The 24,628-nt window shown below is 68.5% G+C and carries 27 protein-coding genes; 13 read left to right on the top strand and 14 right to left on the bottom strand.

Annotated features, from left to right (window positions below; translation table 11 throughout):
• Positions 1-91: 91 nt before the first annotated feature.
• The 3 genes from IM697_RS01365 to IM697_RS01355 all read right to left on the bottom strand — a co-directional run bounded on the left by IM697_RS01365 (position 92) and on the right by IM697_RS01355 (position 1,839).
• The gene (locus IM697_RS01365) at positions 92-805 is read right to left on the bottom strand and encodes an IclR family transcriptional regulator (protein ID WP_194049538.1); all 714 of its coding nucleotides are present in this window, start codon (positions 803-805) and stop codon (positions 92-94) included.
• Positions 806-1,147: 342 nt separating this feature from the next.
• A complete protein-coding gene (locus IM697_RS01360; protein WP_079661208.1) occupies positions 1,148-1,360 on the bottom strand; it encodes a DUF5326 family protein in 213 nt (70 codons plus the stop codon).
• 161 nt (positions 1,361-1,521) lie between these two features.
• The gene (locus IM697_RS01355) at positions 1,522-1,839 is read right to left on the bottom strand and encodes a cupin domain-containing protein (RefSeq protein ID WP_194043891.1); all 318 of its coding nucleotides are present in this window, start codon (positions 1,837-1,839) and stop codon (positions 1,522-1,524) included.
• Positions 1,840-1,899: 60 nt separating this feature from the next.
• Between IM697_RS01355 and IM697_RS01350 the strand changes: the two genes are divergently transcribed.
• The 5 genes from IM697_RS01350 to IM697_RS01330 all read left to right on the top strand — a co-directional run bounded on the left by IM697_RS01350 (position 1,900) and on the right by IM697_RS01330 (position 5,675).
• Positions 1,900-2,277: a phage holin family protein gene (locus IM697_RS01350; RefSeq protein WP_194043889.1), complete on the top strand. Its 378-nt coding sequence runs from the start codon at positions 1,900-1,902 to the stop codon at positions 2,275-2,277.
• Between the two features lie 7 nt (positions 2,278-2,284).
• Entirely contained in the window at positions 2,285-2,776 is a 492-nt protein-coding gene (locus tag IM697_RS01345) for a low molecular weight protein-tyrosine-phosphatase (protein WP_194043887.1), read from the top strand.
• Complete coding sequence (locus IM697_RS01340) at positions 2,773-3,921, top strand: cystathionine gamma-lyase (protein ID WP_194043885.1); 1,149 nt, start codon at positions 2,773-2,775, stop codon at positions 3,919-3,921. Before IM697_RS01345 ends, IM697_RS01340 begins: the two co-directional genes overlap by 4 nt.
• Positions 3,922-4,153: 232 nt before the next feature.
• On the top strand, positions 4,154-5,059 hold the full coding sequence (locus IM697_RS01335; RefSeq protein WP_194043884.1) for a LysR family transcriptional regulator: 906 nt from the start codon (positions 4,154-4,156) through the stop codon (positions 5,057-5,059).
• Positions 5,060-5,192: 133 nt separating this feature from the next.
• Positions 5,193-5,675 (top strand): NUDIX domain-containing protein, encoded by a 483-nt coding sequence (locus IM697_RS01330; RefSeq protein WP_194043883.1) that lies wholly within the window; start codon positions 5,193-5,195, stop codon positions 5,673-5,675.
• A gap of 9 nt (positions 5,676-5,684) precedes the next feature.
• Here IM697_RS01330 and IM697_RS01325 read toward each other — a convergent pair whose 3' ends face one another.
• Both IM697_RS01325 and IM697_RS01320 read right to left on the bottom strand, forming a co-directional pair.
• Positions 5,685-7,361 (bottom strand): globin domain-containing protein, encoded by a 1,677-nt coding sequence (locus tag IM697_RS01325; RefSeq protein WP_194043882.1) that lies wholly within the window; start codon positions 7,359-7,361, stop codon positions 5,685-5,687.
• A gap of 416 nt (positions 7,362-7,777) precedes the next feature.
• Positions 7,778-8,410 (bottom strand): HAD family hydrolase, encoded by a 633-nt coding sequence (locus IM697_RS01320; RefSeq protein ID WP_194043881.1) that lies wholly within the window; start codon positions 8,408-8,410, stop codon positions 7,778-7,780.
• A 218-nt stretch (positions 8,411-8,628) separates the two neighbouring features.
• Here IM697_RS01320 and IM697_RS01315 point away from each other — a divergent pair, with 218 nt between their 5' ends.
• Entirely contained in the window at positions 8,629-9,492 is an 864-nt protein-coding gene (locus IM697_RS01315; protein ID WP_194043880.1) for a GNAT family N-acetyltransferase, read from the top strand.
• Between the two features lie 85 nt (positions 9,493-9,577).
• On the opposite strand, the gene IM697_RS01310 is transcribed toward IM697_RS01315, so the two are convergent.
• Positions 9,578-10,000 (bottom strand): GlcG/HbpS family heme-binding protein, encoded by a 423-nt coding sequence (locus IM697_RS01310; protein ID WP_194043879.1) that lies wholly within the window; start codon positions 9,998-10,000, stop codon positions 9,578-9,580.
• Positions 10,001-10,109: 109 nt separating this feature from the next.
• Entirely contained in the window at positions 10,110-11,321 is a 1,212-nt protein-coding gene (locus IM697_RS01305) for an MFS transporter (RefSeq protein WP_194043877.1), read from the bottom strand.
• Between the two features lie 141 nt (positions 11,322-11,462).
• Here IM697_RS01305 and IM697_RS01300 point away from each other — a divergent pair, with 141 nt between their 5' ends.
• Entirely contained in the window at positions 11,463-11,921 is a 459-nt protein-coding gene (locus IM697_RS01300; RefSeq protein ID WP_194043875.1) for a MarR family winged helix-turn-helix transcriptional regulator, read from the top strand.
• A gap of 9 nt (positions 11,922-11,930) precedes the next feature.
• On the top strand, positions 11,931-12,383 hold the full coding sequence (locus IM697_RS01295; protein WP_194043873.1) for a GNAT family N-acetyltransferase: 453 nt from the start codon (positions 11,931-11,933) through the stop codon (positions 12,381-12,383).
• Positions 12,384-12,431: 48 nt separating this feature from the next.
• On the opposite strand, the gene IM697_RS01290 is transcribed toward IM697_RS01295, so the two are convergent.
• A complete protein-coding gene (locus IM697_RS01290; RefSeq protein WP_194043872.1) occupies positions 12,432-13,823 on the bottom strand; it encodes a serine hydrolase domain-containing protein in 1,392 nt (463 codons plus the stop codon).
• A 185-nt stretch (positions 13,824-14,008) separates the two neighbouring features.
• On the opposite strand from IM697_RS01290, the gene IM697_RS01285 reads away from it, so the two are divergent.
• Entirely contained in the window at positions 14,009-14,569 is a 561-nt protein-coding gene (locus IM697_RS01285) for a dihydrofolate reductase family protein (RefSeq protein WP_194043870.1), read from the top strand.
• A 129-nt stretch (positions 14,570-14,698) separates the two neighbouring features.
• Here IM697_RS01285 and dnaB read toward each other — a convergent pair whose 3' ends face one another.
• Positions 14,699-16,177 (bottom strand): replicative DNA helicase, encoded by a 1,479-nt coding sequence (gene dnaB, locus IM697_RS01280; protein WP_194043868.1) that lies wholly within the window; start codon positions 16,175-16,177, stop codon positions 14,699-14,701.
• 459 nt (positions 16,178-16,636) lie between these two features.
• Here dnaB and IM697_RS01275 point away from each other — a divergent pair, with 459 nt between their 5' ends.
• Positions 16,637-17,974, top strand: coding sequence for an MATE family efflux transporter (locus IM697_RS01275; protein ID WP_194043866.1), 1,338 nt, complete (start codon positions 16,637-16,639; stop codon positions 17,972-17,974).
• Positions 17,975-18,133: 159 nt separating this feature from the next.
• On the opposite strand, the gene rplI is transcribed toward IM697_RS01275, so the two are convergent.
• The 4 genes from rplI to rpsF all read right to left on the bottom strand — a co-directional run bounded on the left by rplI (position 18,134) and on the right by rpsF (position 19,861).
• Complete coding sequence (gene rplI / locus IM697_RS01270; protein WP_194043864.1) at positions 18,134-18,580, bottom strand: 50S ribosomal protein L9; 447 nt, start codon at positions 18,578-18,580, stop codon at positions 18,134-18,136.
• 18 nt (positions 18,581-18,598) lie between these two features.
• Positions 18,599-18,835, bottom strand: coding sequence for a 30S ribosomal protein S18 (gene rpsR / locus IM697_RS01265; protein WP_003949403.1), 237 nt, complete (start codon positions 18,833-18,835; stop codon positions 18,599-18,601).
• 57 nt (positions 18,836-18,892) lie between these two features.
• Positions 18,893-19,489, bottom strand: coding sequence for a single-stranded DNA-binding protein (locus IM697_RS01260; RefSeq protein WP_194043862.1), 597 nt, complete (start codon positions 19,487-19,489; stop codon positions 18,893-18,895).
• Between the two features lie 81 nt (positions 19,490-19,570).
• Entirely contained in the window at positions 19,571-19,861 is a 291-nt protein-coding gene (gene rpsF, locus IM697_RS01255) for a 30S ribosomal protein S6 (protein ID WP_005482942.1), read from the bottom strand.
• Between the two features lie 264 nt (positions 19,862-20,125).
• Here rpsF and IM697_RS01250 point away from each other — a divergent pair, with 264 nt between their 5' ends.
• The 3 genes from IM697_RS01250 (at position 20,126) to IM697_RS01240 (ending at position 22,898) form a co-directional block, all read left to right on the top strand.
• Positions 20,126-20,431: a hypothetical protein gene (locus IM697_RS01250; protein ID WP_194043860.1), complete on the top strand. Its 306-nt coding sequence runs from the start codon at positions 20,126-20,128 to the stop codon at positions 20,429-20,431.
• Between the two features lie 218 nt (positions 20,432-20,649).
• Positions 20,650-21,768, top strand: coding sequence for a peptidoglycan bridge formation glycyltransferase FemX (femX, locus tag IM697_RS01245; protein WP_194043851.1), 1,119 nt, complete (start codon positions 20,650-20,652; stop codon positions 21,766-21,768).
• A 98-nt stretch (positions 21,769-21,866) separates the two neighbouring features.
• Positions 21,867-22,898, top strand: coding sequence for an alanine racemase (locus IM697_RS01240; RefSeq protein WP_194043849.1), 1,032 nt, complete (start codon positions 21,867-21,869; stop codon positions 22,896-22,898).
• 108 nt (positions 22,899-23,006) lie between these two features.
• On the opposite strand, the gene IM697_RS01235 is transcribed toward IM697_RS01240, so the two are convergent.
• Positions 23,007-24,506 carry a glycosyltransferase family 87 protein gene (locus tag IM697_RS01235; protein WP_194043847.1) on the bottom strand — a complete coding sequence of 500 codons (1,500 nt, stop codon included), beginning with the start codon at positions 24,504-24,506 and terminating at the stop codon, positions 23,007-23,009.
• Positions 24,507-24,628: the final 122 nt, after the last annotated feature.

Here is a 24,628-nt window from a genome sequence, read left to right as displayed (position 1 = left end):
CCCCGTCGTTTGCCTTCGACTGGCCGGGACCGGAACCCGAGCCTGATGAAATCTTGCTGAACGTACACGAGAGATCACAAGGAGTGAGTTTTCAGATGCTGATAGAGATCGCCAGTGACCCCAGGAGCCGCCCGACCTCGTCCTGCAGCTGCCGGGCCGCCGGCAGCAGCCGGTCGGCCTGTTCGACGGGTAGGGAAATGGCCATCGTCGCGGCCGTGGTACCCACCGTGATGGGAATCGCCGCGCACACCGTGCCCAGCGCGTACTCCTGACGCTCGGTCACCGGCTCCATCCTGCGCATCTGTTCGAGACGTCGGAGCAGCGTGCGGCTGTCGCGGACCGTGTACGGGGTGATGGACTGCACGGGATGGCGCTCGAGATGATCGCGCCGGGCGTCCTCGTCGAGCTGGGACAGCAGACACTGCCCGATGGCGTGCGCGTGGCCGGTCTCGCGGAAGTCGGCCCATTCCTCGACCGCCGGATTGCCGGGGGTGTCGGAGACGCACATGACCTCGATCTCGCCGTCGCGGTACTGGGCGTAGTAGACGGGGACCCCGATGGCGTCACGGCACTGGGCGAGCGCGTCGGCGACGGTGCTGCGACGTTTCTGCTCGGCTCCGCTGCTGCTCAGCAGCATGGCTGCCTCGCCGAGGAAGAACAGGCCCTTGTCGCGGCGCAGATAGCCCTCGTGCACCAGCGTGCGCAGGAGGTGGTAGGCCGTGGGCAGCGCCAGGCCCGTCTCGCGGGCCAGTTGCTTGGCCGGGGCGCCGTATGTGTGCCCGGCGACGCATTCCAGCAGGCGCATGGCGCGCTGGACGGATCCGATGAGCGTCGCGGAGTTCGACTGTTCGGAGGGTTCCCGGGAGGCCTGCCGCGGCACCTGGGGCACGGAGGAACAGGGCCGTCCGGGGGGCGAGTGGGGTTCTGAGGGTGCGGTGTCTACCGTGGCCAAGGGTCACTCCCGAAGCGAGGGGGGCAGCCCGTGTTGGGGAACACGGGTGGGGGTGTACGCCGCTCGCGGGGTCTTCCCCGCGTCGATTTCCGGACTCTATTGGTCCGCCACCGCCCGCAGACGCCCTGTCCGGGAAACTTCCCTCGCCCGAGGGAACCGGTGATTCCTGTTACCGCCCACCGGTCCCCACGGCCCTCACCAGTCGCTGCGGGACGAAGAGCTCGACATGAACTTCCGTACGACGTAGATCAGTCCACCGACCAGCGCCACGAAGACCAGGAGCTTGAAGAGCAGTCCGATCACGAAACCGACGACGCTGGCTATCAGCCCGCCGAACACGACCAGGGCGATGACCGGCACCGCGACCCACTTCACCCACCACGGCAATCCTGCGAAGATCTCACGCATCGCCCTCGTCCTTACCTCTCCGCCCGTCCTGTGCCGGGTCCTGATTCCGCGAATCTGCTGATTCCCTGCACTCGATGCTAGAACCGGCAGGTGCCTCCGCGGGGGCCTCGCAGCCCTTGTCCTCCCCTGATCGATCCCCTAGGGAACCCCGAGGCCGAAGGTCAGCTCTCGGGTGGAGAGAACACCACGAGCACCCGCAGGTCCTCGCTGATGTGGTGGAACTTGTGGGCGACGCCGGCCGGTACGTACACCACGCTGCCGCGCGCCACCTGCGTGGTCTCCATGCCCACGGTGATCTGGGCGCGGCCGCTCACAACGAAGTAGACCTCGTCCTGGTTGTGCGGCTTCTGTGGATCGTGCTCGCCGGCATTGAGCGCGTACAGGCCGACCGACATGTTCTGCTCCCGCAGAAACTGCAGGTAGGCGCCCTCATTGGCGGCGCGCTCCGCCTCCAGTTCGTCCAGCCGGAATGCCTTCATCGCTGTTGTCCGCCTTCATCCCAGTGCTCATGGCCGAGCTCGTCTGCCACGATCAGACACATGAAGAATTTCGTAGTCAAGACGATCGCCAACGCGGGCGCCCTGGCGGTCGCCGTCTGGCTGCTCGACAAGATCACCCTGACCGGTGACAGCACGGGCAAGAAGGTCGGCACCCTGATCCTCGTCGCGCTGATCTTCGGCCTGGTGAACTTCGTGGTCAAGCCGATAGTGAAGCTCCTGAGCCTCCCGCTGCTCATCCTGACGCTCGGCTTGTTCACACTGATCGTCAACGCGCTGATGCTGCTGCTGACCTCGTGGCTCGCCGACAAGTTCGACCTGAGCTTCCATGTCGAGGGCTTCTGGACGGCGGTGCTCGGCGGCCTGATCATCTCGATCGTCTCCTGGGCCCTGCACGTCCTCCTGCCCGACGGGGACTGAGCATCCGATGACCTACCGCGTCTGCTTCGTCTGCACCGGCAACATCTGCCGCTCGCCGATGGCCGAGTCCGTCTTCCGCGCCCGCATCGAGGAGGCCGGGCTCGACGGCCTGGTCGAGGTGGACAGCGCCGGCACCGGCGGCTGGCACGAGGGCGACCCGGCCGACCCGCGCACCGTCTCCGTCCTCGAGGAGCACGGCTACGGCAGCGGCCACAGGGCCCGGCAGTTCCAGCCGTCCTGGTTCGCCCGCGTCGACCTCGTCGTCGCCCTCGACTCCGGCCATCTCAAGGCCCTTCGCCGCCTCGCTGCCTCACCGGAGGACGCGGCGAAGGTGCGGCTGCTGCGCTCCTTCGACCCCGCGGCCGGCGACGACCTCGATGTGCCGGACCCGTACTACGGCGGCCGGGACGGCTTCGAGGAGTGCCTGGAGATGGTGGAGGCGGCGAGCACGGGGCTGCTCGCGGCGGTCCGTGAACAGGTGGAGGGGCAGGCGGCATGAGCGACCCGGGCCCTGAGGGGCGGCCCCCCGGCGACGGCACGCGCGCGGTGCGGGCCGGCCTGCCCGAGCCGGTCAAGTACGAGCCGACCCTGCCGGGCCCGGTGTTCGCCGCCCACTACCACCTGCCGGGCGAGCCCACGGGGCCGTACACCTACGGCCGTGACGAGAACCCGACCTGGAGCCGTCTGGAGCGGGCCATCGGCGAGTTGGAGGCGCCGGGGGAGGACGGCGTCGAGACGCTGGTCTTCGCCTCGGGCATGGCCGCCATCTCCTCGGTGCTCTTCTCCCGGCTGCGCGCCGGGGACGCGGTCGTCCTGCCCAGCGACGGCTACCAGGCGCTGTCCTTGGTGCGCGAGCAGCTGGAGGCGTACGGCATCGAGGTGCGCACGGCACCGACCGGCGGGGACGCCCAGCTCGGCGTCCTGGACGGCGCGCGGCTGCTGTGGATCGAAACGCCATCCAACCCCGGCCTCGACGTGTGCGACATCCGACGGCTCGTCGCGGCGGCACACACACGGGGCGCCCTCGTCGCCGTCGACAACACGCTCGCCACGCCGCTCGGGCAGCGGCCGCTGGAGCTCGGCGCCGACTTCTCGGTGGCCAGCGGCACCAAGCAGCTCACGGGACACGGCGACGTACTGCTGGGATACGTCACCGGCCGCGACGCGGAGGCCATGGCCGCCGTACGACGCTGGCGCAAGATCGCCGGGGCGATTCCGGGCCCCATGGAGGCTTGGCTCGCGCACCGTTCCATCGCCACGCTCCACCTGCGCGTGGAGCGGCAGAACGCCAACGCCCTCGCGGTCGCCGAGGCCCTGCGGCACTGGCCCGAGGAGCTCGGGGTGCGCTATCCGGGACTCCCGGGCGACCCCTCGTACAAGATCGCCTCGCAGCAGATGCGGCACCACGGGTGCGTGGTGTCCTTCACGCTGCCCACGCGCGCGCGTGCCGAACGGTTCCTGGACGCCCTGCGGCTCGTCGACGACGCGACCAGCTTCGGCGGCGTCCGGTCCACGGCCGAACGACGCGGACGCTGGGGCGGCGACGCCGTACCGGAAGGCTTCATCCGCATGTCGGTCGGCGCCGAGGATCCCGAGGATCTGGTGGCGGACGTGCTGCGCGCACTGGACGAATCGGCCGAGTGAGCGGGGCTTCCCCCGCTTCGGTCGGTGTCCCGAAACGTGGAACGGGCGGTCCGAGCCTCCCCCCTCGTGGCTCGGACCGCCCTCGGTTCTGCGCGCGAAGAACCGCGCGAACAAGGCTAGTTGACTCTCTGTCAGTGTCCAATCACAGTAGCGACAGCGACCTATCGACTTATTTATAGTTGGGCCCTGCCCTGGGGGTGGGGAGAAGGGCGGGGACAGGGAGGGTAAAGGCATGGATCTGGCCTTGTTGCGCACCTTTGTGACCGTGCACCGGGCCGGATCCTTCACCCGCGCCGCCGCGCTGCTCGGACTGTCGCAACCGGCCGTGACCTCACAGATCCGCACCCTGGAGCGACAGTTGGGCCGGCCCCTGTTCCTACGGCAGGCCCGGGGAGTGACGCCCACGACCATCGGCGATGAACTCGCCCACAAGGCCGCGCCGCATCTCGACGCCCTGGTGGAGATCACCGAGACGGGACTCGACGACGAGTCCTCCTTACGATCTCTGCACCTCGCCGGCCCTCCTGAGTTCACCGCCGAGCGGGCGCTGCCCGCGCTCACCGAACTGACCGGCGAGGACGGCCAGGGCTTCGCCCTGCGCGCATCCTTCGGCAACGCCGAGGAGACCCTGGAGGGGCTGGCCGCCGGGCATCACGATCTGGCCATCAGTACGGCCCGTCCGCGCGGCGCTCTGCTCACGGCGACTGCGCTCTGCGACGAGGAGCACGTCCTTGTCGCCTCCCCTCGCTGGGTCGACCGGATCGGTGCGGGCCAACTGCGCCACAAGGGAGCGCATGCGCTGGAGGACGTCCCGGTGGTGGAGGTACACGAGTCCCTCCCGTTCGTCTCCCGCTACTGGGCCTCGGTCTACGACTCCCGTCCAGCCGCCCCCGGCACCGTGATCGTCCCCGATCTGCGCGCGGTCCTCGCCTGTGCGGTCGCGGGGGCGGGGCTGGCGGTACTGCCCCGCTATCTGTGCGCGGACACGCTGGAGCGCGGCGAGGTCGTCGCCCTGCACGATCCGCCGGTGCCGCCGCTGCGGACGTACTTCCTAGTGGTCCGCACGGGCACGCTGGCGATGCCTCATATCGCGCGGGCCCATGAGTGGCTGCTGCGAGCGGCTTCGGACTGGGCGTGAGCAGTGGCTTCGCGGGGTCGGGGGCAGGGGTTCCAGCGGGCCTGAGCAGGGCTTTCGAGACCGTCACGCCATGAGCTCGGTCGGTGACGTTTCGCGATGTTTCACGTGGAACCAGCCGGGCCACATTTCTCCCATGACCGTCCGACCCGTGGTCAAGCGCACCGCCCGCGCCGTTCTGCTGGATGGCGACGACCTGATCCTGATCAAGCGCACCAAGCCCGGCATGGATCCCTACTGGCTCACGCCCGGTGGCGGGGTCGAGCCGACGGACTCGACCGTCGTCGACGCCCTGCACCGCGAGGTCTATGAAGAGCTCGGCGCCAAGATCACCGATGTGGTGCCCTGTTTCGTTGACACCGTCGAGCACATCGGCGAGGACGGCGGAGCGACCGGTGTGAAGGTGCAGCACTTCTTCGTCTGCCGACTGGGGTCCATAGACACGTCCTTGCGGCACGGGCCCGAGGTGGACGAGCCCATCGGCGAGTACGAGATCGTGCGGGTGCCGTTCACCCGGGTCGGGATCGCCTCCGTCCATCTCGTGCCTCTGTCGCTGCGGCACTACCTCGACGGAAACATCGAGGGCGTCCGCGCCATGCACGCCCCCGACCTGGGCTGACCACACGGGTCAGTTCGCGGCGACGAGCTCCTCCACCGAGTCATGCCGTATCCGCTCGGACGGGATGCCGATGTCTCTCAGTACGTCGACACCGCTGCGGATCATGCCGGGCGGGCCGGAGACATAGGCGTCGTACTCGGTCCAGGGCCCGTACTGCCGTATGGCTTCGGGAAGCTGGAGCAGGCCGTGCCGGTCCACGACCGGACGGATCTCCAGCCACGGGTGGGACTGCTTGAGCCGCAGCATCGTGTCGAGGTCGTACAGGTCCTGGTCGGTGCGGGCGCCGTAGAAGACCTCGACCGGCCGCCGCTCGCCGTGCTCGGCGACGTCCTCGACCAGTGCCTTGATGGGCGCTATGCCGGTGCCTCCGCCCAGGCAGAGCAGACCGCTGTCCGTGGTGTGGTCCACGGTCATCGAGCCGGCCGGCGGGCCGAGCCGGATGATGTCGCCCGGCCGGGCACGGTGCACCAGCGCGTTGGAGACCCAGCCCGCGGGGACGGCCTTCACATGGAACGTCAGCAGGCCGTCGGAGCGGGGCGCGGAGGCAAAGGAATAGTGCCGCCAGATCCTGGGCCACCAGGGCGTCTCCAGGCTCGTGTACTGCCCGGCGAGGAAGGGGTAGGGCTGGTCGGGGCGGACGGTGATGACGGCGACGTCCGACGTTCGGAGGTCGTGCGCCACGACCTCCGCGTACCACCAGGCGGGGGCGCGCAGTTCGTCTGCCGCCGCCGCGTCGATCATGACCTGCGAGATCGTCGTGTAGGCACGGACCCAGGCAGCCTCCATCTCGCCGTTCCAGACGCCGACGGCGTACTTGCTGAGTGCGCCGATGAGGCACTCGCCGACGGCCGGGTAGTGCTCGGGCCGGGTGCCGTACTTGCGGTGTCCGCGGCCGAGGTTCTGCAGATAGTCGACGAGAACCGGCGTGTTGTCGATGTGCTCGGCGGCGGTGAGCAGGGCCTTGAGCAGTCGGTCGCGCTGGGTGTCCATCGCGGCCGGGAACAGGGAGCGCAGGTCGGGGTGGCGCACGAAAAGCAGGGCGTAGAAGTACGACGTGACCTTGTCGGCCACGGGGGCTACCTCCGCCATCGTCCGGCGGATCAGGATGGCGTCCGGCGAGGCGGGCTGGGCCGGGGCGGGGCGCTGGGTGGGGACGTGCGGGTGCGGGGCGGGCTGTGCGAGGGAGCTCGGCGGCGCGGGTGCGGCCTGAGGCGCCTGGCCAGGGGCCAAGGTGGCGGCGGCCTGCGGTGCTTGGCCAGGAGCCGCGGCGGTGGCAGTCTGCGGCGCCAGGACCGGCATCGGGGCGGGGGCGGGAGTGTGCGGCACTTGCCCCGGCGTAGGGGCGGGGGCGGATGCGGGCGTCGAGGGCGTGGGCGGTATGTGACCCGACGGGGGCGGTTCGGGGGTCGATATCGCGGCCGGTGCCCCTCGTTGCGGGGTCGTCGCTCCGTCGCTCACGCGATGAGCGTCGTCGGCTCCGGGGGCATCGTCCGGGGCCGACGAGGCTGCCCCGTCGCCGCCGGCCGTCGCTGTTCTGCCCACCGGACGCAGCGCGGCCAGGCGCTGGCCCTCGGCCGTCTCCGGTTCGCTGCCCGGAGTCGTCGCCGGCTGCTTGCGCGGCGTGAACCAGCCGCCCCCGCCGCCGGAAGTGCCGTTGTCGGCCGACGTGGTGGTCGGAGCGTCCATGGTGTGCCTCGCCTCGAACATCTTTCGGTCGGTCTGCGCACTTCCTCGGTCGGAAGGTGCCTGCTTTCCCCCGTGACGGCTTGCAATCCCCGTTCGCTGCCGCGATCCAATACGGCCACATTCAACCCACATTCACACCCGGTACGGACAAGTAAGGCGAGAGTGTGACATTGGCCGCAGTGCTCTCACCGCAGCGTCCCATCGCACGCCGGCGCCCGGGCTCCATAACCGAGAATGCGGGTCTTCGATCTCTCCGTCCCATTAGGCTGCTTTGCCTTGTGCTCGGTCCTGCGCCGGAGCCTGCATCACAGCTCGGACACGAACCGGAGTCGACCCTACCGGCCGTTGCCCCGATCACAAGTCCCGCCTTCCTTCGTCACGAAACAGGAGAGGGGGCGAACAGCCAATTCCTTCGATTACCGGCCGCTGCGCACCAGTTCATAGGCTTCCCACAGATCTATCCCCATGTAGGAGTGCGTCGCGAGTCCGGCCAGATGCCGGTCCGCGTTGACCGCGACGGATACCGGGACGACTCCGAACAGCGCCTTGTCCGACAGCGAGTCGCCATAGGCAACGCATTCGTCCCGCGTCACCCCGAACTCCGCACAGAGCAGATCGGCGATGTGAACCTTTGCCTCGGCGCTGAGAACTCCGGCCGGGTCGACGGGCTCTGTGAACGGCACGGCCGGGAAGCGGGAGCCGTACGCCGCGTGCGCGCCCCAGCCGGTCAGCCGCTCCACGAAGAAGGAGGGCGAGAGCGAGACGACGGCGCAGTAGTCGCCCTGTCCCCTGATCTCCGTCCAGACCTCACGGATCCGGGCCAGCCAAGGAGCACCCTCGAAGGCGGCCACCACATGGGCCTCGGTGAGATCTGCCCAGAGCGCGTGCACCCGCTGCGCGTACTCCGGGGGACCGATCAGCCCTGCCGAGATCTCCCGGTCGAGCGTGACGGTCTCTTCCTCCAGCCCGAGCTGTCGTGAGATCTCCACGGGCGCGGATGTTCCATGCAGGAGAGTGCCGTCCAGATCGAAAAGGTGAAGTCTCGCCATGGGAGATGAGGCTAATGGCGTGTGCCCCTCGATCCTTCGGGCGGCGATCCGACGGGATCGCCGCTCGTCGCTCGTCGCTCGTCGTTCGCCCACGTTTCACGTGAAACACCCAGCGTCTGTCGGCGCGCTGTGCGGTCGACCATGACATGGCCAAAAGCTCGTACGTCTCCCTGGAAACAGGTGGACGACCAGGGCAGTCGTCAGACAGCCTGACCTGCGTGCCGACTCCTTCCCTCGCCGCTCTGCCCATCCGCCGCCTGACGCCTCGCGACCTCACCGCCTGCGCCGACTTGTCCGAGGACCGGGGTTGGCCCCGTGAGGAACACAAGTGGGGGTTCCTCCTCACAGCCGGGAAGGGCTACGGCATCGATGACCCCGCCGGCGGACTCGTCAGCGCCTGCGTCGTCACGGAGTACGGACCGCAGGAGCGGCCCGATCTGGGAGCCATCGGCATGGTCCTGGTCGCCGAGCGCCATGCCCGCCAGGGCATCGGACGCCGGCTGATGCGTCACGTCGTCGACGTGATGGGCACAACGTCGCTGACGCTGCACGCGACGCCGTACGGACAGCCGCTCTACGAAGAACTCGGCTTCAAGGTCACCGGTCGGGCGGAGATGCTGCGCGGACACTTCACAGGCCCCTCGACGCCCACGATCGCCACGCGTGCGGTCACCGCTGAGGATCTCGGCGCCATCGTGCGGCTCGACGAGGAGGTGTTCGGCACCGATCGCACGCACATCATCACGAGGCTGCCCGCCTTCGCCGACCAGCTGCGCGTCGCCGAGGAGAACGGGCGGATCATCGGATACGCGGGTGCCTGGCCCAACATGGACACGCAGGTCGTGGGCCCTCTGATCGCCCGCGACACCGAGACCGCGAAGGCGCTCATCACCTCTCTCGCCGCCCACACCGACCGCCCACTGCGCACCGACATCGACGTACGCCACGAGGAGCTGCTGGCGTGGGCGAAGGAGCACGGTCTGGCTTCCGTCGCCTTCAACTCGGTCATGACGTACGGCATCTCGGAGCTGCCGGGCGACTGGACCCGGCGTTTCGCTCCGCTGACAGTGGCGGCGGGCTGAGGCGGCTCGACCGCAGACCGGAGCAGCGCAGAGAAACGCCGGTCCCATGGGGGACCGGCGTTTCCTCATCGATCGCAAGGTGCGGTCAGGCGAGCGCCTCGATGGCGGTCATCGCAAACCGGTGGTCCTGCTCCGGCGCGCCGCCGCCGACACCGATCGCTCCGATCAACCGGCCGTCCCTGTGGATCGGCACACCGCCCGCGATGAACAGCAGCGGTCGGTCGAGCGCCGTGGGCAGGGTGTGGAAGAGCCCGCCGGGCTGTACGGCCTCGACGAGATCGGCGGTCGGGGCGTCGAGCTGGAGTGCCGTGTAGGCCTTGCGAGTGCTGGTCTCCCCGGAGATCAGCACGGCTCGGTCGTCCCGCCGGAAGGCGAGCAGATGGCCTCCGACATCCAGGACCGTGACGCTGACGGTCCCCCCGGCCCCCTCGGCGGCCCGGTGTGCGGCGGCGACAAGAAGGTCGGCGTTCTCGGTGGTCAGGGGCGCGACTGCGGTGGCGGTGCTCATGGGGGGATCTCCTTGCGGTTTCGTGCTGAGGTGGAACGGTGTGGTGCCGACGTGGACGGTCACGGGGCCGGATGTGCGGGGGTGGCCCTGACCCCGCACAGGAACCGGCTCAGTGGTGGACGGCGGCTCGCTGCTCGGCGGGCACGGTGCCGTTGACGACGGCGCTGGAGACGGCTCCCTCACGGCGCTCCAGCGCGGCCGAGAGGAACGCGAGCAGCAGCGCGGCCGCGGCGAGGGCGGCGCCGACCCAGTTGGGGGACGTGTAGCCGAAGCCGGCCGCGATGACGAGGCCGCCGAGCCAGGCGGAGAGCGCGTTGCCGAGGTTGAAGGCGCCGATGTTCACGGCCGATGCCAGCGTCGGAGCTCCGTGCGCCTGGTCCAGGACGCGCTTCTGCAGCGGCGGGACGGTGGCGAAGCCCAGGGCGCCGATCAGCGTGATGGTGACGGCCGCGAGGATCTTGTTCTGCGCGGTGAGCGTGAAGAGCGCCAGCACCACGGCGAGGGCGCCCAGGGAGACGTAGAGCATGGGCATCAGCGCGCGGTCGGCGTACTTGCCACCGATCAGGTTGCCGCCGACCATGCCGAGCCCGAAGAGGACCAGCAGCCAGGTGACGGAGCCGTCCGCGAAGCCGCCGACATGGGTCATCATCGGCGCGATGTAGGTGATGGCCGCGAAGACACCGCCGAAGCCGAGGACCGTCATCGCCATCGCCAGCAGGACTTGGGCGTTCTTGAAGGCGGCCAGCTCATGGCGCAGCCGTACGCCCTGCGGCTTGGGCGTATCGGGGACCAGCTTGGCGATGCCGACCAGGCCGACGACGCCGAGAGCGGCGACGATGCCGAAGGTGACCCGCCAGCCGGCGGACTGCCCGACGAACGTGCCCAGCGGGACGCCGACGACGTTGGCGACGGTCAGGCCGGTGAACATCATCGCGATGGCTCCGGCCTTCTTGTCCGGGGCGACCAGGTCGGCCGCGACGACTGAGCCGATGCCGAAGAAGGCTCCGTGGGCGAGCGAGGCGACCACGCGGCCGATCAGCATGACGGAGAAGGCGGGAGCGACGGCGGACAGCAGGTTGCCGGCGATGAAGAGCCCCATCAGCAGCATCAGCATCCGCTTGCGGGAGACCTTGGTGCCGAGCACGGTCATCAGCGGAGCGCCGAGGACCACACCGAGCGCGTAGCCGGTCACCAGGAAGCCGGCGGTGGGGATGGAGACCCCGAAGTCACCCGCGACCTCGGGCAGCAAGCCCATGATCACGAACTCGGTCGTTCCGATTCCGAAGGCCCCGATCGCGAGGGCCAGAAGCGCGAGAGGCATGGAGAAGTAGCACCTTCCGAAGATTGCAGGAGCGCTTTACGCTCGAAGACAATACTTGCACACGCGGAATAATTGCAAGCGCGGACTATTGCGGCCCTGTCCTACCTTGACTTGAAGCCGCTCCGGGATGGAGGAATCGCCATGACCGCCACGGACCCCGCGCTGACCGCCCTCGCCCAGGGCTGGTGCGCCCTCTCCCTGCTGCACGGCAGGATCGAGACGCACATCGAGCGCGCCCTGCAGTCCCGGCACGACCTGAGCGTGCGCGAGTACTCCCTGCTCGACGTCCTCAGCCGCCAGCACAACGGCGAAGGCGGCCACCTCCAGATGAAACAGGTCGCCGACGCCGTCGTCCTCAGCCAGAGCGCCACCACCCGCCTCGTCACCCGACTCGAGGACCGCGGCCTGCTCTCCCGCTACCTCTGCCCCACCGACCGCCGCGGCATCTACACCGACGTCACCGAAACCGGCCTCAAACTCCTGGAACAGGCCCGCCCCACCAACGAGTCCGCACTGCGCGAAGCCCTCGACGAAGCCGCGAAAAACCCCGAACTGGCCCCACTGGTCCACGCCGTCGAAACACTTCGCGTGCCCACATAGGGTGCAGACATGGGAGATCTTGAGATACGGCCCGCTGTCGCCGACGACATACCCGCGATCGTCGGCATGCTCGCGGACGACCCACTGGGCGCCCAGCGTGAGTCACCCGATGACCTGACCCCCTACCTGTCCGCGCTCGAGCGGCTCAGCAGCGATCCGAACCAGCACCTGGTCGTCGCCGTCCGCGAGGGCCGCGTCGTCGGCACCCTCCAGCTCACGGTCATTCCCGGGCTGTCGCGGCGTGGCTCCACCAGGTCGATCATCGAAGCCGTCCGCATCCACGCCGACGAGCGAGGCAGCGGCCTGGGCACGCAGCTCATCGAGTGGGCAATCGACGAATCCCGGCGGCAGAACTGCCAGTTGGTGCAGCTGACCTCCGACAAGAGCCGTACGGACGCCCACCGCTTCTATGAGCGGCTCGGTTTCACCGCCTCACACGTGGGCTTCAAGCTCCCGCTGTGAGGCGGTGCGGCGCCTGTTTCACGTGAAACAGGCGCTTTCGCTGAACCGTCAGAACGAGTCGCTGCCCCGCCAGCCGTCGGGATCCACCCCGCCCGGCACGGCAGCCTCCTCGTCGTACGGCTGACGGGTGAAGACGAATGAGCCGAGGTCCAGATGGTCCACGGTCCCGTCCGGGCGTCGGACGGCCTTCAAGATCTCGCCCGCGTAGTAGCCCTCCAGGCCCGTCCATGTGCCGTCGCCGTTGGCGCGGAACCGTGAGCGGCGCCCCTTACCGGACAGCGGCTCCAGCGAGACGAGTCCGTCCGCGGTCAGCCGCAGGGCGAAGGCGTTCGTCCCCCAGTACCAAGGGCCGGCCAACTCCAGGACCGCCGTGTCGACCGCAGGCATGGGCCGCCAGGGCTCAGGAATCCGCGGCTCGGCCTCGGCGACGATACGGACCAGGTCGGCGGCGGCAAGGGCGACCAGCGGACCGGAGGTGCAGTTGGCCAGCACGACGGCCGCGACGTCGTCCTGCACGCTGAGGGTCAGACTCGCCAGGAAGCCCGGCAACGACCCGCCGTGCCCCACGAGGAGCCGTCCGTCTCGGCGCTGGACCTGCATCCCCAGGCCGTATGCGGCACCATCCAGCACATCGACAGCCTCGGGCGGCGCCGCAGGGGTCCGCATCTCTCGTACGCTCTCGGCGCTCAGCACCCGGTCGTCCCCCTTGGCCAGGAAGACGGCGAACCGCGCCAAGTCATCCGTCGTCGACCACAGTTGACCAGCCGGCGCCATCCTCCCGAGGTCTTCGACGGGTTCGGGAAGCATCGCATCGGCCCAGGGATGCACCGCCCAACCTCCCGCGTGCGGCTCCTGCGGTCGTGTACTCGTGCGCTTCAGGCCCAGGGGTTCGAGCACTTCACGCCGGAGTACGTCCTCCCACGGAGCGCCACGCAGCTTCTCCACCAGCGCCCCCAGCAGCGTGTAGCCAGGGTTCGAGTAGTGGAACCGGCGGCCGGACGGGTGCAGGAAGGGCTGCTCGCCCATGACGTCGGGCAGTTCGGGCCGCAGGGATCCGGAGGTCCGTTCCCACCAGGGAGCAGGGGACTCGGCCGCCAACCCGCTGGTGTGCGCGAGGAGTTCAATGATGGTGGCCTCCCCCACGCCGGTTTCCGGCAGATGCTTCTCCAGGGGGTCGCCGAGATCGAGCAGGCCCTCGTCACGCAGTCTCAGAACGAGAACGGCGGTGAAGGTCTTGGTGATCGAGCCGATGCGGTACTGCACATTCTCGTCCGGCGCATGCCCGTCCATCGAGGTACGCGAGCCGTGCCACACGGTCCGCCCGCCCCGTACGACGGCGGCGACCAGCGAGGGCGCCCGTCCCTCGGCCTGGGCCACGGCGATGCGGTGCAGCAGTGCCCGGCGCGTGGTGGGGAGCAGCTCTTCCTGAGATGTCGTCATCCCTCCAGTCCACCCCGGTGGCCGCTCGGGAGCCAAGCCCATATCCCCCGGGTGCGACTGCGGATCTCGCCGCCGATGACATGTCCAGCCACGGGGACTGCATGCGAGCTCAGATCGCGCACCGATGAGTTTCCCGCGCCGCGCCGGTCTGTACGCGTGAGACCGACTCACGGAAGGCTGGCGCCATGCGGAAACTGATCTACGGCATGAACCTGAGCCTGGACGGCTACATCGCCGCGCCCGGCGACGACATCGGCTGGAGCGTGCCGAGCGACGAGCTGTTCCAGTTCTGGTCCGACCAGCTGCAGGCGACCGACCTGACGCTGTACGGGCGCAAGCTGTGGCAGACGATGAGCTCCTACTGGCCGACCGGCGACCAGCAGCCCAACGCCACCCCGGCGGAGATCGAGTTCGCGCGCCGCTGGCGGGACATGTCGAAGGTGGTGTTCTCCTCGACGATCGACAAGGTCGACTGGAACACCCGCCTGGTCACCGGCGACGCGGTCGCCGAGATCACCCGGCTCAAGGCCGAGGACGGCGGCCCGATGGACATCGGCGGCGCGACGCTCGCCGGGGCGGCCATGCGGGCCGGGTTGATCGACGAGTACGTGCTGGCCACTGCGCCGGTCCTGGTGGGCGGCGGCACGCCGTTCTTCACCGCGCTGGACAGCTGGGTGAACCTGAACCTGGTGGAGACGCGGACATTTCCCTGCGGCGTGATCCTGACCAGGTACGAGACGAGGTAGGCGGTTAGCTCGCGGGGTCCTCTGCCGACCGGGGTGCCGGTGCGGCGGCAGATCCGTGACCAGCGGCTGTGCGGAAGCAGACGGGTGTGGTCCGGGCGGCGTCGCAGCTGATAGTTGCGGTGCGACGGATCAGGTCTGCGCCATGTCCACGAACCGCGAGTAGTGGCCCTGGAAGGCGACCGTGATCGTCGCCGTCGGGCCGTTACGGTGCTTGCCCACGATGATGTCCGCCTCGCCGGCGCGCGGCGACTCCTTCTCGTAGGCGTCCTCACGGTGCAGCAGGATCACCATGTCGGCGTCCTGCTCGATGGAGCCGGACTCACGCAGGTCGGACACCATCGGCTTCTTGTCCGTACGCTGCTCGGGACCACGGTTGAGCTGCGAGAGCGCGATCACCGGGACCTCCAGCTCCTTCGCCAGCAGCTTGAGGTTACGGGACATGTCCGAGACCTCCTGCTGACGGCTCTCGGCACGCTTCGAACCGCCGGACTGCATCAGCTGCAGATAGTCGATGATCACGAGCTTGATGTCATTGCGCTGCTTCAGTCGACGGCACTTCGCACGGATCTCCATCATCGACAGGTTCGGGGAGTCGTCGATATAGAGCGGCGCTGCGGAAACCTCGGGCATCCGCCGCGCCAGCCGGGTCCAGTCCTCGTCCGTCATGGTTCCGGAACGCATGTGGTGCAACGCCACACGCGCCTCGGCCGACAGCAGACGCATCGCGATCTCGTTGCGCCCCATCTCCAGGGAGAAGATGACGCTCGCCAGGTTGTTCTTGATCGACGCCGCCCGCGCGAAGTCCAGTGCGAGGGTGGACTTACCCATCGCGGGACGGGCCGCGATGACGATCATCTGGCCCGGGTGCAGACCGTTGGTGAGCGAGTCGAGGTCCGTGAACCCGGTGGGCACACCGGTCATCTCGCCGGTGCGCGAGCCGATCGCCTCGATCTCGTCGAGCGCGCCTTCCATGATGTCGCCGAGCGGCAGATAGTCCTCGCTGGTGCGCTGCTCGGTGACCGCGTAGATCTCGGCCTGGGCGCGGTTGACGATCTCGTCGACGTCGTCGTCGGCCGCGTATCCCATCTGTGTGATGCGGGTGCCGGCCTCGACGAGGCGGCGCAGCACCGCGCGCTCGTGCACGATCTCCGCGTAGTACTCGGCGTTCGCCGCCGTCGGCACCATCTGGACGAGGGTGTGGAGATACGAGGCGCCGCCGACCTTGTTGATCTCGCCGCGCTTGGTGAGTTCGGCGGCGATGGTGATCGGGTCGGCCGGCTCACCCTTGGCGTAGACGTCGAGGATCGCCTGGAAGATCGTCTCGTGTGCGGGCTTGTAGAAGTCGTGGCCCTTGATGACCTCGACCACGTCGGCAATGGCGTCCTTGGACAGGAGCATGCCGCCGAGGACGGACTGTTCGGCGTCGAGATCCTGCGGCGGTACCCGCTCGAAGGCCGAACCGCCGCGGTCCCACTCTCCGCTGTCCCGTCCGCGGTCATGCTGCTCGTCGCGTCCTCGGCCACCGTCCCCACGCCGGCGGGAGGCGGGCAGACGATCACTGGGGCCGCTGTCGGCCCACGGGTCGTCCAAGGGCTCGGAAATACTCACCGAGCCACCTCCTCCCGTCCGCCGAGCGGACCTCGCCGTGCCCCTCTGTTCTACGGCACGCCACTGACAAATAAGAGGCCCAACTCCGGTTCTGGCACGTCGGTTTTGTGACGCTTTCACGGCCGACGAACGGAGCGGGCGCCGGACCACGGTAGGCCCGCGGGCACCGTCAGCCAATCTGGTTATCCACAGGCCATGTGGACGACGGCCCGGATGCTGTGGAGAACTCCGCAAAACCTGTGCACGACCCGGTGGACAGCCCTGTGAACAAGCCTGGAGAGATTCCCAAGGACCCACTCTGACCTGCAACGTTGCCGTCCACCGGCTGTGCAGAAGAAAAACTTCCCCAGTCGGACCAAGATCGCTTCGAACGACGCACGAAAGCACACGACGCGAGACCACGAGTAAGGGTCAGTATTGGATTGCATCTCTTACCTGTGGACGATTAGATTGGTGGCCATGACACAGGCCCCCGCGAGACCCAAGGCCGTCCGGAGACAGCACGATCGAGAGATCGTCGCTCTGGCCGTTCCGGCCTTCGGCGCACTCGTCGCCGAGCCCCTCTTCGTCATGGCCGACAGCGCGATTGTCGGCCATCTCGGCACAGCACAGCTCGCCGGGCTCGGGGTCGCTTCGGCCCTCCTCATGACAGCCGTCAGCGTCTTCGTGTTCCTTGCCTACGCCACCACCGCGGCCGTCGCCCGACGCGTCGGCGCCGGAGACCTCCAGGCCGCCATCCGCCAGGGCATGGACGGTATCTGGCTGGCCATCCTCCTCGGCGTCGGCGTCGTCGCGGTCGTCCTGCCCACGGCACCGTTTCTCGTGGAACTCTTCGGCGCCTCGGACACAGCGGCCCCGTACGCGACCACCTATCTACGGATCTCGGCACTCGGCATCCCGGCGATGCTCGTCGTGCTCGCCGCCTCCGGCGTCCTACGCGGCCTACAAGACACCAGGACTCCGCTGTACGTCGCCGTCGCGGGTTTCATCGCCAACGCCGCCCTCAACGCAGGTCTCGTCTACGGCGCCGACCTCGGCATCGCGGGTTCCGCCTGGGGCACCGTCATCGCTCAGTGCGGTATGGCCGCGATCTATCTCGTGGTCGTGGTCCGCGGCGCGCGCGAGCACGGCGCCTCCCTGCGTCCCGACGCGGTTGGGATAAGGGCCTCCGCACAGGCCGGCGTGCCCCTCCTGGTCCGCACTCTCTCATTGCGGGCGATCCTGATGATCGCGACGGCCGTCGCAGCCCGCCTCGGGGACGCCGACATCGCCGCGCACCAGATCATCCTGTCGCTGTGGAGCCTGCTCGCCTTCGCTCTGGACGCCATCGCCATCGCCGGTCAGGCCATCATCGGCAGGTATCTCGGCGCCGGCGACGCCGAGGGCGCCCGGGCCGCCTGCCGCCGCATGGTGGAGTGGGGCATCGCCGCCGGCGTCGTCCTCGGCCTGCTCGTGGTGATCAGCCGACCGCTCTTCCTGCCGTTGTTCACCGGCGACTCGGTCGTCAAGGACGCTGCCCTGCCCGCCCTTCTCGTGGTGGCGCTCTCCCAGCCGATCTGCGGCGTCGTCTTCGTCCTGGACGGCGTCCTGATGGGAGCGGGCGACGGCCCCTATCTCGCCTGGGCCATGGTGCTCACCCTGGCGGTCTTCACTCCAGTCGCGCTGCTCGTCCCCGTGGTCGGCGGAGGCCTCACCGCAATCTGGGCCGCCATGACGCTGATGATGACGGTGCGCATGCTGACGCTCTGGCTGCGCTCCCGCTCGGGCCGCTGGATCGTCACGGGCGCCACGCGCTGACTGTTTCACGTGAAACACGCTGTTTCACGTGAAACCGACGCGCCCCGCTCGCCGGGATCCGGCCCGCTCCCTGAGAAGAAGCCGTTCGCTGCACAGTGAAGGGGCCGCACCCCAGCGGGTACGGCCCCTTCACTCAGCTGTTCCAGCCGAACGCGGCGATCAGGCCGCGATGACCTCGATGTTGACCTTGGCGGCAACCTCGGGGTGCAGACGCACGGACGTCTCGTGGGCGCCCAGGGTCTTGATCGGCGCGCCGAGCTCGATACGACGCTTGTCGACCTCGGGGCCACCCGCAGCCTTGATCGCGGACGCGATGTCGGCCGGGGTGACGGAACCGAAGAGACGACCGGCGTCGCCGGAGCGGACGGCCAGACGGACCTTCACACCCTCGAGCTGGGCCTTGACAGCGTTGGCCTGCTCGATGGTCTGAATCTCGTGGATCTTGCGAGCACGACGGATCTGCTCGACGTCCTTCTCGCCGCCCTTGGTCCAGCGGATAGCGAACTTCCGCGGGATCAGGTAGTTGCGAGCGTAACCGTCCTTGACGTCGACGACGTCGCCCGCGGCACCGAGGCCGGAGACCTCGTGGGTGAGGATGATCTTCATGTGTCGGTCACCCTTCCCTTAGCGCGCGGTGGAGGTGTAGGGCAGCAGCGCCATCTCACGGCTGTTCTTGACGGCCGTGGCGACGTCACGCTGGTGCTGCGTGCAGTTGCCGGTCACGCGACGGGCACGGATCTTGCCGCGGTCGGAAATGAACTTCCGCAGCATGTTCGTGTCCTTGTAGTCCACGTACGTGACCTTGTCCTTGCAGAAAGCGCAGACCTTCTTCTTAGGCTTGCGCACAGGCGGCTTCGCCATGGTGTTTCTCCTGTGTGATCAAGAAGTTTGGGTGCGGCCCACCCCAGACCCGAAGGCCTAGAAGGGGGGCTCTTCCGAGTAGCCGCCGCCACCGCCGCCGCCGGAGTTTCCACCCCAGCCGCCGCCACCGCCGCCGCCCTGGTTGCCACCACCGGCGGGAGCACCGGTCGCCCACGGGTCGTCGGCGGGAGCACCGCCGCCCTGCTGACCGCCACCGGGGCCACCGCCCCAGCCGCCGCCACCCTGGCCGCCACCGCCGCCGTAACCGCCCTGACCACTGCGGGCGCCACCGGAGGTCTTGGTGACCTTCGCCGTGGCGTTCCGCAGGCTGGCGCCGACTTCCTCGACATCCAGCTCGTAGACCGTGCGCTTGACGCCCTCACGGTCCTCGTAGGACCGCTGCTTCAGCCGGCCCTGCACGATGACGCGCATGCCTCGCTGGAGCGACTCGGCGACGTTCTCCGCCGCCTGACGCCAGACCGAGCAGGTCAGGAACAGGCTCTCGCCGTCCTTCCACTCGTTCGTCTGACGGTCGAAGGTGCGGGGAGTGGACGCGACACGGAACTTCGCGACCGCCGCACCGGACGGGGTGAAGCGCAGCTCGGGGTCATCGACAAGATTGCCGACGACCGTGATGACGGTCTCGCCTGCCATGGGGGTACCTCTCGGCGGGTTTGCTGCTCTGGCTGCTTGGTTGCTGCTACTCGAATCCCGAGATCAGCTGAACGGGAGAGCTCAGTGGGTCTCGGGGCGGAGGACCTTGGTCCGGAGGACCGACTCGTTCAGGTTCATCTGGCGGTCGAGCTCCTTGACGACCGCAGGCTCGGCCTGCAGGTCGATGACCGAGTAGATGCCCTCAGGCTTCTTCTTGATCTCGTACGAGAGACGACGACGGCCCCAGGTGTCGACCTTCTCGACCTTGCCGTTGCCCTCACGGACGACGGAGAGGAAGTTCTCGATCAGAGGGGCGACGGCGCGCTCCTCCAGATCGGGGTCGAGGATGACCATCACCTCGTAGTGACGCATGTGGAACCCACCTCCTTTGGACTCAGCGGCCACGGTCGTTCCGTGGCAGGAGGGTTGTGATGCGTACGCAACGGTATCGGCCGCCACTGACAATCGGGGGTGACCTCACGGTTCCCCCGAGCTGGCCCGGGCAGACACCGGTGCAGACGGTACACAGTACCCGCACACCGGCGTCCGGTTGAAATCCGGCCGCCGTCGCCCACAATCTGTACACATCGGGTGTGTATGGCGCTACGATGCGCCGCCTTCCGCAGGAGGTGCCCTATGGCACAGGCAATGCGACCCAACACCGTCGGAGGCCTTTTCGCCACGGACGGAAAGCCCCACCCTCTCCAGGACACCCTGCTCGCGGTGACCCTGGTGCTGGGCATCACGTCCTTCGTCACAGCCCAGTTCCACGACCTGAACCTACTCAGCTCCTGGACCGGTCTGGTGGGCATCATGACCGGTGCGTACGGCCAGTGGATCTCGGTGACGACCCGTGAGCGGTTCGGTCTGATCCTGGGCCTAGGTGCCTCCGGAGTCGGTTTCTTCCTCGGCATGGCGCACGGCGGGCTCTTCGGCGGCTGACGCCTGCCACAGCTCCCTCCTCGCGCCGGCCACGGAGACCGCGCCCTCCGAACACCGGTAGAACAACGCATAGAACGCCCTCGAACGCTCCGGTGGCCCACAAGACCGGAGTGAAGCTGCCGTACGCCCAGTCGGGGCGCTCCCAAGGCGCAGTAGGCTTCCGCGAGAGCCGGAGCCCCTGTACCCATGGGGACACACCAGCCCGAGGAGCGCCCCGAATGAGCCTGACCCTGAGGACGATCAGTCGCGAGCAGCATCTGGCGTACATCCAGAGCCTGCCGTCGGCGAGCCACATGCAGGTCCCGGCCTGGGCGGATGTGAAGGCCGAGTGGCGTTCGGAGAGCCTCGGGTGGTTCGACAAGAGCGGTGAACTGGTCGGCGCCGGCCTCGTCCTCTACCGCCAGCTGCCCAAGATCAAGCGCTATCTCGCCTATCTGCCCGAGGGCCCGGTCATCAACTGGTTCGCGCCGAATCTGACCGACTGGCTGGAACCGATGCTCGCGCATCTCAAGAACCAGGGCGCTTTCTCCGTGAAGATGGGCCCGCCGGTGATCATCCGGCGCTGGGAGGCGGGCTCCATCAAGCAGGGCATCCAGAACCCCGACGTGAAGCGACTGCGCGACATCGAGGCCGACTTCATCGAGCCGCGTGCCTTCGAAGTCGCCGACAAGCTGCGTCGTATGGGGTGGCAGCAGGGCGAGGACGGCGGGGCCGGCTTCGGCGACGTACAGCCCCGCTATGTCTTCCAGGTGCCGCTGGCCAACCGGTCCCTGGAAGAGGTCCACAAGAACTTCAACCAGCTGTGGCGCCGCAACATCAAGAAGGCCGAGAAGGCCGGCGTCGAGGTCGTCCAGGGCGGCTACCAGGACCTCGAGGAATGGCAGCGCCTGTACGAGATCACGGCCGTGCGCGACCACTTCCGGCCGCGCCCGCTGTCGTACTTCCAGCGCATGTGGACGGCCCTCAACACCGAGGACCCCAACCGCATGCGGCTGTACTTCGCCCGCCACGAGGGCGTGAACCTGTCGGCGGCGACCATGCTGATCGTCGGCGGCCATGTCTGGTACTCCTACGGCGCCTCCGACAACATCGGCCGCGAGGTCCGGCCCTCGAACGCGATGCAGTGGCGGATGCTGCGCGACGCCTACGCGCTCGGCGCGACCGTCTACGACCTGCGCGGCATCTCCGACTCGCTGGACGAGACCGACCACCTCTTCGGCTTGATCCAGTTCAAGGTGGGCACGGGCGGGCAGGCCGCCGAGTACCTCGGCGAGTGGGACTTCCCGCTGAACAAGCTGCTCCACAAGGCGCTCGACATCTACATGTCGCGTCGCTGACCTCTCGTTCTCTGCTTCGATACCGTCAACAGCTGCACCGTCGATAGCTTCCATACCTCTGATACACCGCAGCCACGAGAAAGGTTCCAGGTCCGGCCATGGCGCTCACGCTCTACGTCGACACCGCGCGCTGGCGGGCGCACCACAAGCACGTGCAGGAGCAGTTCCCGGGCCTCGTCCCGGTCTGCAAGGGCAACGGCTACGGCTTCGGACACGAACGCCTCGCGGAGGAGGCCACTCGCCTGGGCTCCGAGGTCCTCGCCGTGGGCACGACGTACGAGGCCGCGCGCATCAAGGACTGGTTCGGCGGCGACCTGCTGGTGCTGACGCCGTACCGACGCGGCGAGGAGCCGGTGCCGCTGCCCGACCGTGTCATCCGCTCGGTGTCGTCGGTGGACGGAGTGTACGGCCTCGTGGGCGCCCGTGTGGTCATCGAGGTGATGTCCTCGATGAAGCGGCACGGCATCAGCGAGCAGGACCTGCCGCAGCTGCACGCCGCCATCGAGAACGTCCGGCTCGAGGGCTTCGCCATCCATCTGCCGCTGGACCGCACCGACGGCTCGGACGCCGTCGAGGAGGTCATCGGCTGGATGGACCGGCTGCGTGCCGCCCGCCTGCCGCTGCACACGATGTTCGTCAGCCACCTCAAGGCCGAGGAACTCGCCCGTCTGCAGCAGCAGTTCCCGCAGACCCGCTTCCGCGCGCGCATCGGCACCCGGCTGTGGCTGGGGGACCACGAGGCCACCGAGTACCGCGGCGCGGTCCTGGACGTCACGCGCGTGTCCAAGGGCGACCGTTTCGGCTACCGGCAGCAGAGGGCGGCCTCCGACGGCTTCCTGGTGGTCGTAGCGGGCGGAACGTCGCACGGGGTGGGTCTGGAGGCCCCGAAGGCCCTCCACGGCGTCATGCCGCGCGCCAAGGGCGTCGCCCGGGCCGGCCTCGCCACGGTCAACCGGAACCTTTCTCCCTTCGTGTGGGGCGGCAAGCAGCGCTGGTTCGCGGAGCCGCCGCACATGCAGGTCTCGATCCTGTTCGTCCCCGCGGACGCCCCCGAGCCGAAGGTCGGCGACGAACTGGTCGCCCATCTGCGGCACACCACCACGCAGTTCGACCGGCTCGTCGACCGCTGACCCGCCCCGCTCGGCAACTGCCGCCCGGGTGACGCCGTAACAGCGAAAGGCCGTACACGGACCCCTCCGTGTACGGCCTTTCGCGTACGCCCCCTACGCCCTGTTCGCTCAGAGCGAACTACCGGCCGCCCCTTGGCCGCCCCATTCCACCTGCGGCCCCTCGAAGTGGGCCGCATGCCGCGGCGGACGGGCCGCGTGACCGAGCACGAACGCGTCCTCGGCCCTGTCGAGAACGCCGCCCGAGGGGTCGTCCTCGCCTGACCGGCGTACCGGATCGCGCTCCGGCATGAGGATGTCCCGTACGACGACGGCGCACATGTACAGCGTCCCCAGCAGATGGACGCCGATGGCCCAGTGGTAGCCGTCCGGCGGAAGTCCCTTGTGGGCGTCCCCGCTGGTCGTGTACGCGAGGTACAGCCAGATCCCGAGGAAGTACGCCACCTCGCACGCCTGCCAGATGAGGAAGTCCCGCCACCTCGGCCGGGCCAGCACGGCCAGGGGCACCAGCCACAGGACGTACTGCGGCGAGTAGACCTTGTTGGTGAGGATGAACGCCGCGACGATCAGGAAGGCCAGCTGTGCGAAGCGTGGACGTCGCGGCGCGGTGAGCGTGAGCGCGGCGATGCCGGCGCAGCACAGCAGCATGAGCAGCGTGGCAAGCGTGTTGACGGTCTCGGTGCTCAGTGGGTCGCTGGAGTTCTGGGCCATGATCAGCCAGAAGGAACCGAAGTCGACGCCCCGCTCCTGGCTGAACCGGTAGAACTGCGACCACCCGTCCCAGGCGAGGACCATGACCGGAAGGTTCACCACCAGCCAGGCGAGGACGGTGCCGCCCAGCGCCTTGCCGAAGTCGCGCCACTTGCCCGCGCGCCAGCACAGGACGAACAACGGGCCGATCAGGAAGATGGGATAGAGCTTCGCGGCTGTGGCGAGCCCCAGCAGGACGCCGAAGGCGACGGAGCGGCCGCGCGACCACATCAACATCGCGGCGGCCGTCAGGGCGACGGCCAGCAGATCCCAGTTGATGGTCGCGGTCAGCGCGAAGGCGGGCGCCAGGGCGACCAGCAGGCCGTCCCAGGGGCGCCGGGCATGCGTGCGGGTCACACAGACGGCGATGACGGCCGCGCACACCATCAGCATCCCGGCGTTGACCATCCAGTACCACTGCTCCTGGTGCTGGATGGTGCCGCTGCCCGTAGTGAGCCAGGAGGCGACCTCCATGAACACACCGGTCAGCACCGGGTACTCGAGGTACTCCATGTCGCCGGGGAGCTTGTCGAAGTACGGCACGAGTCCGTCGGCGAAGCCGCGTCCCTGGTAGAGGTGCGGGATGTCCGAGTAGCAGGCATGTGTGTACTGCGAGCTCGCGCCGAAGAACCAGGCGCCGTCGTAGCAGGGCGCCTTCTGGACCAGCCCGAGAGCGAACATGCCGATCGCCACCAGCGCCACGATCCGCACGGGAGTCCACCAGGACGTCCCGAGCAGGGCGCGCCGTCCGATGGGGCCACCGATCAGCTCACTCCCGTTCGCGGCAACCTCGTCCTCCTTGGTCGGCCGCACCGGGTCCGGCTCGTGCACGCTCGTGGGCGTCGTCTCTGCACTGGGCATGGGGCACATCCTGCCGTACCTGTCTGAGAACGGTGCGCGGACGACAGGGGTGTGACGGGCGAGTGTTTCACGTGAAACCGACGTTTCACGTGAAACAGGCCGCCGCCCAAGCTCCCCGCCCA

It is taken from the genome of Streptomyces ferrugineus (assembly GCF_015160855.1).
In the GTDB taxonomy this organism is placed as follows: domain Bacteria; phylum Actinomycetota; class Actinomycetes; order Streptomycetales; family Streptomycetaceae; genus Streptomyces; species Streptomyces ferrugineus.
This window is presented reverse-complemented; position numbering and strand designations above follow the sequence as displayed.